The 2926-nt window shown below is 69.3% G+C and carries 3 protein-coding genes and 2 tRNA genes; 3 read left to right on the top strand and 2 right to left on the bottom strand.

Features of this window, described 5'->3' with window-relative positions:
* Positions 1 to 114: 114 nt before the first annotated feature.
* Together DT074_RS27775 and rlmB are read right to left on the bottom strand one after the other, a co-directional pair.
* Complete coding sequence (locus tag DT074_RS27775) at positions 115 to 1266, bottom strand: sugar-transfer associated ATP-grasp domain-containing protein (RefSeq protein ID WP_119423064.1); 1152 nt, start codon at positions 1264 to 1266, stop codon at positions 115 to 117.
* A gap of 103 nt (positions 1267 to 1369) precedes the next feature.
* On the bottom strand, positions 1370 to 2224 hold the full coding sequence (gene rlmB, locus DT074_RS27770) for a 23S rRNA (guanosine(2251)-2'-O)-methyltransferase RlmB (protein ID WP_368744959.1): 855 nt from the start codon (positions 2222 to 2224) through the stop codon (positions 1370 to 1372).
* 209 nt (positions 2225 to 2433) lie between these two features.
* On the opposite strand from rlmB, the gene DT074_RS27765 reads away from it, so the two are divergent.
* The 3 genes from DT074_RS27765 to DT074_RS27755 all read left to right on the top strand — a co-directional run.
* Positions 2434 to 2519: transfer RNA gene (locus tag DT074_RS27765), tRNA-Tyr, on the top strand.
* 91 nt (positions 2520 to 2610) lie between these two features.
* Positions 2611 to 2684, top strand: a tRNA-Gly gene (locus tag DT074_RS27760).
* A 124-nt stretch (positions 2685 to 2808) separates the two neighbouring features.
* Positions 2809 to 2926, top strand: a 118-nt coding sequence (locus DT074_RS27755) for a GTP-binding protein (RefSeq protein ID WP_162915247.1), incomplete at its 3' end; no start/stop codon positions are given.

Below are 2926 nucleotides of genomic sequence, written 5' to 3'. Positions count from 1 at the left end.
TCCATCGAATAGGGACGTCCCATGCTGGCTGGCCTCCATCCCCAGCCCGCATCTTGAATCACTATTCGAGCCCCTTGGGAATCCCCTGCCGATTCAAGCCAATCTCATCCCGCTCTAGTCCGCCGGCAGCTTGCCCTGGTAGCCGCAGCGGCGCAGATGCGCGGCGTAGCTCGGCGTCAGTGCGCCGCGGCGATGCGGCAGCTGGTGCAGGTTGAGATCGCCGCCGAAATTCATCTCCAGCAGGATCGGTCCGCGTTCGGTGATGGCGACATCCCAGGACTGGGTGCGGATACCGGGGAAGTGGTGCGCGGCCGCGAGGCAGGCCTGCTCGGCCGCCGCGTAATCCGGCACCTCGAAGCCAGCCAGCGCCAGGCCGGAATCGGGATGCTTGTCGCAGACCGTCAACGAAGCGCCGGTGCCGGTGACGGCGCGGATCAGCTTGCCGCTGGCGCGATCGATCGCGCCGAGCAGATTGCCGGCGCGCCAGTAATTGTCGGCGATCGAGCGCGGGCTCGGGATCTTGATTGCCGCGCTTTCGATCGCCGGGCCCTCCGGTCCGAGCAGCACCAGAAAGCGGATCGAGGCAACGGCATCGCCGGAGACCCGGCGCAGCGCCGGCGCCGGGACCAGCACGCGCTGGATCAGATAGCCGTCGCCTTCGAAGCCGGCGATATAGTTGACCACCTCGTCGAGTGTCCGCCGCTCGCCGCCGTTCAGGGTTACCGTCGTGCCGTCGATCGCTTCGAGGCGCAGCGCGCCGAGGCTGTTGATGCCGTCGATCGGCTTGCAGAACAACGGGTAGCGGCCGGGCTCGGCGAGGCAATCGCGCAGCGCCGCCGCGTCGGCGAGCCGCTTGCCGGTGCCGCCCTGGCTGCGCGGCGAATAGATCGCGGTGGTTTCCGGTATCGGCAGGCCGGCGCCGGCCATGATGGTCGACCAGAGCAGCTTGTCGTTGCAGGCGGCGAACCAGTGCCAGCTGTTGCAGGCGATGTGCAGATTGTGCTGCACCCGCTTGCCGACGAAGCGCGGCAGCTCGCTCTCGGCGACCGCGTTGTCATAGAGACCATAATAGAAGAACTCGTGGGTGCTGAGCCGGCCCGGACCCCGCGTCGCGCGGCGCAGCCGGCGCAGCATCGGCGAAATGCCGCCGGCGGCCAGTGCGCGCCGGAGGTTGCTCGCCATGTCGAGCTCCGGCGGCGCGGCGAGGCGCCGGCGCTGCTGCCGGGCAAAGTCGAGGTCGAGCAGGTCGGGCGCGGCGGCGGTCATCGGCGGTCAATCCCGTGGTCACGGGCGACCATTGCAGCGAAGCGGGGTTAACATTCGCTGACACAGCACCGGCGGGGCGCATTCCTGCGGGCAAATTCGGGCTTCACGCCTCCCGTGCCAGCTCGTAGAGCGCCACCGCGGCTGCGTTGGAGACGTTGAGGCTGTCGACCAGCGCCGTCACCTTGATCGGCAGCCGGGCGGTCTCGTCACAGGTCTCGCGGGTCAGCCGGCGCATGCCGGGCCCCTCGGCGCCGAGGACAAGCGCGACGGAGCCTGTACCGGTGGGCTTCGCCTCAGCGAGCGTCCGCGGCCCGTCGGCATCGAGGCCGATGCGCCAGTAGCCGAGCTCAGCCAGGCGGACCAGGGCGCGGGCGAGGTTCGGCACCCGGACCAGCGGCACCAGCTCCAGCGCGCCGGAGGCGGATTTCGCCAAAGTCGCGCTGTCCGGTGGGGCGTGGTGGTCGGTCGTCACCACGGCGCGGACGCCGAAGGCGGCGGCCGAGCGCAGAATAGCGCCGACATTGTGCGGGTCGGTCACCTGGTCGAGCACCAGCACCACATTGCGGGCGCCGTCCGCCGGGGCGCAGGCCGCGGTCAGCTCGGGCGCCTCCAGCGGGTTGACCAGCAGCGCCACCCCCTGGTGCACGGCGCCGGGACCCACCATCTGATCCAGGCGGTTGCGGTCGACCGGCTCGGCGACGAGGCCGCCCGGCAGGGGGCCGAGGTTCTTAACCACTTCGCCCGCCACCAGGAGGCGCCGGCAGCGCCGGGCGGGGTTGGCGAGGGCCGCCTTGACCGGGTGGATGCCGTACAGCCAGATCGGCCCGCCGGCACGGGGGCCGGACGGCCGCCTGGGTGCGGAATCGGCCGGGCGCTCGGCCGCCTGACGGGGGCGGGATGGCGGTTCCGCGGGCGCGGGACGGCGCTCCCGCTCGGGGGATTTGCCCTTGCGGGCCATGTGGTTGCTCGGTTTTCGGGAGGGCTTGCGCGGGTTCATCGCCCCGCTTATAGTCCGCGCCCCTGACGGTCTCAACAGCGCTCCGCGGCGCCAGACTATTACTGGCGCTGCCGGGCGCTTTCGCTCGCGGTAGAGAGGTAGACGACAATCGGAAATCAGTTCGGCGCTGTGCGGCGGGGGCCGTCGCGTAGGGCCGTAAACGCGTGTCTGGAGGGGTGCCCGAGTGGTTAAAGGGGACGGACTGTAAATCCGTTGGCGACAGCCTACGTTGGTTCGAATCCAACCCCCTCCACCAAGCGCACCCGACGGATCGCCGCGACAGCGCGATAAGGCGCGATGGCGCGGCAACGGCGAAACAAGCGGGTAGCGCGGTCGACACGGGTTTTGCGGGTGTAGCTCAATGGTAGAGCTCCAGCCTTCCAAGCTGGCTACGTGGGTTCGATTCCCATCACCCGCTCCAGCCGAATGGCACCGCCGCGGGTGAGTGGAGAGACGTCAGGGTGGCCCGCCATGGGCGTCGAATTGGCGGGCGTCGATACGGTAGCGCGCAGGTAACGGAAGACCCTGGGATCGGAAGAAGCGACATGGCCAAGAGCAAGTTCGAGCGGACGAAGCCGCACTGCAACATCGGGACGATCGGTCACGTTGACCATGGGAAGACGTCGCTGACGGCTGCGATCACGAAGATACTGGCGGAGACGG

This window comes from Desertibaculum subflavum (assembly GCA_003576705.1).
Classification (GTDB): Bacteria; Pseudomonadota; Alphaproteobacteria; order Ferrovibrionales; family Ferrovibrionaceae; genus Desertibaculum; species Desertibaculum subflavum.
This window is presented reverse-complemented; position numbering and strand designations above follow the sequence as displayed.